This window comes from Arthrobacter sp. Y3225116, from assembly GCF_059091245.1.
Genome location: NZ_JBNHGL010000168.1, coordinates 1 through 6421, shown reverse-complemented (window position 1 = coordinate 6421; position 6421 = coordinate 1). Strand labels below are relative to the sequence as shown.

The following is a 6421-nucleotide window of genomic DNA, read 5'->3' as shown; positions in this document are numbered from 1 at the left end:
AGCTGCGGCTGCCAATCCGCGGTGCCGAGGCGCCGCGGCGATAGCGCGAGACGACGGGACGAAACCCGACGTCGTGCGGCGGCGGCGGTATGCCCAGTTGGGGACGCTGACCTGGCGCGCGGGACGCAAGGCGGAGACGGAGTGGCAACGCTGCAGTCTCCGCTTTGTCGCGGACCGGTCCGCCGATAATTGCGGAACACCTGTGAGGTGGGCTACGTTTATCTGCGTTCGATTTGTGCACGCCCGTGCGGTTAGCGCACAAAGCTATGTGAGCGGACTGCTCACAGCAGTTTCTAGGAGCATCATGACCGTTCACCAAAAGGATGAGGCAGCCGCCCCTCACGGCAAGACGCCGAAAAAGGCGGCCCTGGCCAGTTTCATGGGCAGCGCCGTCGAGTACTACGACTTCTTCATTTTCGGCTCCGCGGCTGCGCTGATCTTCCCGCACGTCTTCTTCCCGGACGAGAGCGCGCAGGCGGGAATCATGTCGCTGGCGACCTTCGGCTTCGCTTACATCGCACGGCCCGTGGGGGCAGTCTTTGTCGGCCATTTTGGTGACCGGATCGGACGCCAGAAGGTGCTGATGTTTACGCTGATCCTGATGGGTGCGGCCACCTTCATCATCGGCTGCATCCCGGATTTCCAAACGATCGGCTGGTGGGCCCCTGCCATCCTCGTGCTCTGCCGCCTCATGCAGGGCCTCTCTGCCGCAGGCGAGCAGGCCGGTGCCAGCTCGCTCACGCTCGAGCACGCACCCGATAACCGGCGCTCCTTCTTCACCTCCTGGACGCTGACCGGAACCCAGGGCGGACAGATCCTGGCCGCGCTGGCCTTTATCCCGGTGGTCGCACTGCCGGACGACATCAAGTACGGCATCGGCTGGCGCATTCCGTTCTGGCTCTCCGCTGTCGTCGTCATCGTCACCTACTTCATCCGCCGCTCGCTGCATGAAACCCCCACCTTCGAGGCGGCCAAGGCGAACAACGAGATCGCGAAACTGCCGGTCGGTGTGCTGTTCAAAGACCACTGGCGCGACGTGCTGCGGGTGATCTGCTGTGCCTTCATCGCCGCGGTCTCCACCGTCTACGGCACGTTGGCGATTAAGTATGGAGCCGAAGTCGGCAGCGTCGACGAAGGCATCACCCTATGGCTGGTGGTCGCAGGCAATATCGGCGCACTCTTCACCCAGCCGCTCTTCGGCAAACTGGCCGATCGGGTCGGCCGGAAACCGGTGTTCATCTACGGGGCGCTGGGCAGCGCGGCCATCATGCCCTTCTACTTGCTCTCCATGGAGTCGGGCAACACGCTCCTGCAGTTCACCCTGTCCATACTGGTCTTCTCCTGCGCCTATGCGGCTGCCAACGCCGTCTGGCCGTCCTTCTACGCGGAGATGTTCAGCGCCAAGGTCCGGTTCTCCGGCTTGGCCATCGGCACCCAGATCGGTTTCCTGATGGCCGGCTTCGCGCCGTCCATCGTTGCCGCCGTCGGCGGAATTCAAGAGGGCGGCTGGGTCGCCACCAGCATCTTCACCGCCATCATCGCCGTCATCGCCTCGGTCTCGGCCCTGACCGCCCGGGAAACCTACAAGGTGCCCACCGAGGAGCTCGGCCTGCGTCGTCCCGCAAGGGTCTGAGCACGGCGCAAGGCGAGTACGACGCCGGCGGGAGGCTTCCCCACGAAAGCCTCCCGCCGGCGTCGTGCTTTAAGCGGAGTTGCGTTGCCTCGCACCGCAGCGGCGGTGGCCTACTCCGCCAGCTGCTCCCGCACGAGCGGCGCCACCTTGGTGCCGTAGAGCTCGATGGAGTTCATCAGCTTTTCGTGCGGGAGGGTGCCCAGGCTGTACTTCATGTCCCAGCGGGACAGGCCCAGGCCCTTGGCGACCTTCACGATCTTGGTGGCCACGGTCTCCGGGGAGCCGACGAACAGGGCGCCGTCCGGGCCCGCCTCGGCCTCGAACTGGCCGCGGGTCATCCGGCTCCAGCCGCGCTCGCGGCCGATCCGCTCCTGCATGTCCGCATAGGGCAACCACATCTCCTCGCGGGCCTGCTCGTCCGTGTCCGCGATATAGCCGGGGGAGTGCGCTCCGACGGGCAGCGCCGGCTTTTCGAACTGGTCCAGCGCGCGCTGGTAGAGCTCGGTGAAGGGGGCGAAGTTCATCGGTGCCCCGCCAATGATGGCCAGCATTAGCGGCAGGCCGTAGTGGGCCGCGCGGACCACCGACTGCGGGGTGCCGCCGACGGCAATCCAGGTTTTCAGGCTGCCGGACGCCGTGGGCGGGTAGATCCGCTTGTTGTCCAGCCGCGGCCGGGTGCGGCCGGCCCAGGTGACGGGCTCTTCCTTGAGCAGTTCGGTGAAGAGGTGGAGCTTCTCGTCGAAGAGGACGTCGTAGTCGGCCAGGTCCAGGCCGAACAGCGGGAAGGACTCCGTGAAGGAGCCGCGGCCCAGGATGACTTCGGCGCGGCCGTTCGACGCGGCGTCCAGGGTGGAGAAACGCTGGAACACCCGGACGGGGTCGTCGGAGCTGAGCACGGTCACGGCCGAGCCCAGGCGGATGCGGCTGGTCTGGCCGGCGATCGCGGCCAGCACCACGTCCGGGGAGGACACGGCGAAGTCCTCGCGGTGGTGTTCGCCGACGCCGATGAAGTCCAGGCCGACCTCGTCGGCAAGCTTGGCTTCGGCGATCACGTTCCGAATCACTTCATCGTGCGACAAGAGCTTGCCGTCGGCTCCGGTGGTGACGTCCCCGAAGGTGTCCAGCCCGAGTTCGATTGTCTGTGCCACGCGGTGGCCGCCTTTCGTTGATGGGGCATATATGCATATGCATGATGTCTACTGGCGGCAACCGCGGGCCGGCCGGGGTTATTCCGCGGCGCGGGGGCGGGAGAGCGGGGGAACCAGTTGGCCGGACTCCCGGCGGATCCACCATTGGCCGGTGCTTCGTTTTTCCGCCCAGGTGGAAAACCGGTAGTGGTAGAGCGTTGCGCGCACGTAGAGCGGCCGTTCGCCGTCGAACGGATCGTGCCTGAGCAGCTTCAGCGTGGCTTTGTCGGCTTCCAGCAGCCGTACCAGCAACGGAAGGAACCAGTTATCGCCGCGGGAGCCCAGCGCCAGGAACCACATCAGCCAGTCCAGCCTCAAGTGGTAGGGGGCGAACTGCCGCGGCATCCGCTGCGGGTCTCCGGGCTTGCCCTTGAACCCGTACTCGCGCCAGTGGACGCCGTCGGCGGACCCTTCCACGGCCACTTCGTAGCGTTCCCGCGTGATGGAGCCGAAGGCGCCGTAGGCATTGGCCAGGTGCCAGCTGTTGAAACTGGCGTTCATCAGCTGCTGCCGGCTGAACAGGTTCTTCAACGGCCAATAGCTCAAGTACACCAGCAGGGCGCACACCGCGAGCACCACAACGGTGAACCACACCGGTTCCTGCTGGTATTCGGGCGTGAAGTCGCCGACCGGCAGGATGGCCTGTACCGCGTCGTCGGACACCGCAGCGAAGGCGAGCAGGATGGTCAGGGTGTTCAGCCAGGCGAAGTTGCCCGACGCCACCAGCCACAGCTGCGTGACGATCACGACTGCGGCCGCGATGCTGCCCACCGGCTGCGGGAAAAACAGGAAGAACGGCACCACCAGCTGGGCAAAGTGGTTGCCGGCCACCTCCACCTTGTGCAGCGGTTTGGGCAGGTGGTGGAAGAACCAGCTGGCCGGGTTGGGCATCGGCTGGGTTTCGTGGTGGTAGTACAGGGCGGTCAGGTCCCGCCAGACCGGGTCGCCGCGCATTTTGATCATGCCGGCGCCGAATTCCAGCCGGAACACCAGCCAGATGAACAGCCACAGCACCGGGGCCGGAGGTGCCACCCGGTCCGAGCCCAGAAAGGCGGCCAGAAAGCCGGCCTCGAGCAGCAGCGTTTCCCAGCCGAAGCCGTAAAATGTCTGGCCCACATTCACGATGGACATATACAGGAACCACAGGGCCAGGAACGCGATCATTGGCAGCCACGGCGGTCCCAGCTGCGGCAGGCCGGCCACCACCAGGGCTGCGATGACGACGCCGGCCCACGCCACCGCGCGCAGCCGGCGGTCCGTGTATCCCCAGCGGAAGAGGGTGAAGCCGCGCGGGGTTCTCCGTTCCAGCAACCGCGGCACGGGCAGCAGCCCGTGTTCGCCCAGCAGGGCCGGGAACTGGGCCAGCGCCGAGGCGAAGGCGATCAGGAACACCGCGGCGATGCCCCGCTGCAGCACCTGCCGCGCCAACTCGAACCCCTCGGCACTGAACCATTCCATGGCATGTCCAACGCTACGACCGGCCGGACCGCTGTCAAGCAGCAGGCCCGGCTCTCAAAGGAGCCGGGCCTGCCGGGGGATGAGGCTTCACCGGGCCGGCCGGCGAAGCGGTGTGCGTAGTGGGGTCAGCCGAAGAGTGCGGAGACCTTCAGCAGCGTCTGGCTGACGCCGTAGAGCAGCGGCACGCCGACCAGCACCCAGCCGAGGGCTACTTGGGCTTTCTTCATCTCAGGCCTCCTTTCCGGCCATCGCGGCTTCGCCGGCATCCCTGGTCGGTGCCTCGTGGTACTTGCTGTCCACCGGCTTGACCATCAGGTTGGCAATGAAGCCGATGACCAGCAGGCCCACCATGGTGAGCAGGGCCGGCTGGTAGGCCTGCGCCGTCAGCTCGCCCGGCTTGCCCTGGGCGTCCAGGAAGGCGTTCACGATCAGCGGCCCGGCGATGCCGGCGGCGGACCAGGCCGTGAGCAGGCGGCCGTGGATGGCGCCCACCTGGAAGGTGCCGAACAGGTCGCGCAGGTAGGCCGGCACGGTGGCGAAGCCGCCGCCGTAGAAGCTGATGATGACGGCCGCCAGCAGCACGTACAGCCCGGTGGAGGTGTAGCCGAACAGGGCGAGCACCACGTACAGGGCGGCGCCCACACCCAGGTACAGCATGTAGTTGTTCTTGCGGCCCAGGTAGTCGGAGGTGGTGGACCAGACAAACCGGCCGCCCATGTTCGCAATCGAGAGCAGCCCCACGAATCCGGCCGCAACGCCCGCTGACACCAGCGAAACGCCGTCGGGCTGGCGGAAGAAGTCCTGGATCATCGGGGAGGCCTGCTCCAGGATGCCGATGCCTGCCGTGACGTTGCAGAACAGGGCGATCCAGACCAGCCAGAACTGGCGGGTCTTGATGGCATTCTTCGCCGATACGTTCGCCGTGGTGACCAGGGCCTTGGCCTTGACCTTGGCGGCGTCGAAGCCTTCGGGCTTCCAGCCGGCCGCCGGAACCTTGATCGTGAAGGCACCGAACAGCATGTAGGCCAGGTACACCACGGCCAGGGTCAGGAACAGCTTGCCGACGGCGTCGCCGCTGGCCACCCAGCCCGGGGTCCCGTCGAAACTGGGGTCGTAGAACTGCAGCAGCGCGGTGGAGACCGGGCTTGCGATCAGCGCGCCGCCGCCGAAGCCCATGATCGCCATGCCGGTGGCCAGGCCGGGGCGGTCCGGGAACCACTTGATCAGGGTGGATACCGGGGAGATGTAGCCGATGCCCAGGCCGATGCCGCCGATCACGCCATAGCCCAGGTAGACCAGCCAGAGTTGTTCGGTGAAGATGCCCATCGAGCCGACCAGGAAGCCGGAGCTCCAGAACATCGCGGAGGTGAACATCGCCATGCGCGGACCGTTGCGGTCCACCCAAGTGCCCATGACGGCGGCGGAGAGCCCGAGCATCACCATGGCAATGGAGAAGATGATGCCGATCTCGGTCAGGCTCACGTCGAAGTGGGCGACCAGGGCGTTCTTGTACACACTGGTCGCGTAGGCCTGGCCGATGCACAAATGCACGGCAAGCGCCGCCGGCGGAATCAGCCAGCGGTTAAAGCCCGGAGGGGCGATCGTATGCGATCGGTCCAACCAACTCATCGTCGGGCGTCCTTTCAAGAGGGGGTGCGAGGCGGAACTGCAACGTGTGCTTCAGTTCACATAGTGGCCGATGGTTGGGCCAGGCAACCGGATTGATCCGGCGTGTCGTCCAGTACTGCCCTCGGGGCGCCGCGGCCGGTACGGTGGAAGAATGGAACAGGTCCTCGCCGTTCGGGGCGTGGAGGGCTACCGGCAGTACCGGGCTCCGGCGCTCGCCGTGACTCCGGCAGGCAGCGCCGTCGTCGCCTATGCAGGCCTGGGCAGGCAGGGCCGGCCGCCCGCGGCCGGCGACCTGCTGCTGCGCCGCAGCTTCGACGGCGGAGCGACCTGGGAACCGCAGCAGGTGGCGTGGGCGGACACATCCGGACACGCGGCGGGCCGGCCGGGGCTGTTCTCCGACGCCGCCACCGGGCGGATTTTCCTGGCCTTCGCCGCCGGCGCCGACATCCGGGAACTGGCCTCCATGGGGCCGGCCGAAGCGGAAGCACACAGTGCGGCCATGCAGGACCTGACC

6 protein-coding genes are annotated in these 6421 nt (G+C 66.7%); 2 read left to right on the top strand and 4 right to left on the bottom strand.

Annotation, left to right across the window (positions count from 1 at the left end; genetic code table 11):
- The first annotated feature begins 304 nt into the window (after positions 1 to 304).
- Positions 305 to 1633 (top strand): MFS transporter, encoded by a 1329-nt coding sequence (locus tag AC5RV2_RS13340; protein WP_494092730.1) that lies wholly within the window; start codon positions 305 to 307, stop codon positions 1631 to 1633.
- A gap of 110 nt (positions 1634 to 1743) precedes the next feature.
- Here AC5RV2_RS13340 and AC5RV2_RS13335 read toward each other — a convergent pair whose 3' ends face one another.
- From AC5RV2_RS13335 to AC5RV2_RS13320, 4 genes are all read right to left on the bottom strand, one after another.
- Positions 1744 to 2781, bottom strand: a complete 1038-nt coding sequence (locus AC5RV2_RS13335; RefSeq protein WP_494092729.1) for an LLM class flavin-dependent oxidoreductase — start codon at positions 2779 to 2781, stop codon at positions 1744 to 1746.
- Between the two features lie 78 nt (positions 2782 to 2859).
- A complete protein-coding gene (locus tag AC5RV2_RS13330) occupies positions 2860 to 4278 on the bottom strand; it encodes a lipase maturation factor family protein (protein ID WP_494092728.1) in 1419 nt (472 codons plus the stop codon).
- Positions 4279 to 4403: 125 nt separating this feature from the next.
- Positions 4404 to 4505 (bottom strand): MFS transporter small subunit, encoded by a 102-nt coding sequence (locus tag AC5RV2_RS13325; RefSeq protein ID WP_493968694.1) that lies wholly within the window; start codon positions 4503 to 4505, stop codon positions 4404 to 4406.
- Between the two features lies 1 nt (position 4506).
- A complete protein-coding gene (locus AC5RV2_RS13320) occupies positions 4507 to 5907 on the bottom strand; it encodes an OFA family MFS transporter (RefSeq protein ID WP_494092727.1) in 1401 nt (466 codons plus the stop codon).
- 151 nt (positions 5908 to 6058) lie between these two features.
- Here AC5RV2_RS13320 and AC5RV2_RS13315 point away from each other — a divergent pair.
- Positions 6059 to 6421 (top strand): sialidase family protein (locus AC5RV2_RS13315; protein ID WP_494092726.1); only part of this gene is annotated, 363 nt, incomplete at its 3' end.

What these genes read in the sequence shown, in the direction of transcription:
- AC5RV2_RS13340 (WP_494092730.1), top strand. Translation starts at nt 305, where the DNA reads ATGACCGTTCACCAAAAGGATGAGGCAGCCGCCCCTCACGGCAAGACG.
- AC5RV2_RS13330 (WP_494092728.1), bottom strand. Translation starts at nt 4,278, where the DNA reads ATGGAATGGTTCAGTGCCGAGGGGTTCGAGTTGGCGCGGCAGGTGCTG.
- AC5RV2_RS13325 (WP_493968694.1), bottom strand. Translation starts at nt 4,505, where the DNA reads ATGAAGAAAGCCCAAGTAGCCCTCGGCTGGGTGCTGGTCGGCGTGCCG.
- AC5RV2_RS13320 (WP_494092727.1), bottom strand. Translation starts at nt 5,907, where the DNA reads ATGAGTTGGTTGGACCGATCGCATACGATCGCCCCTCCGGGCTTTAAC.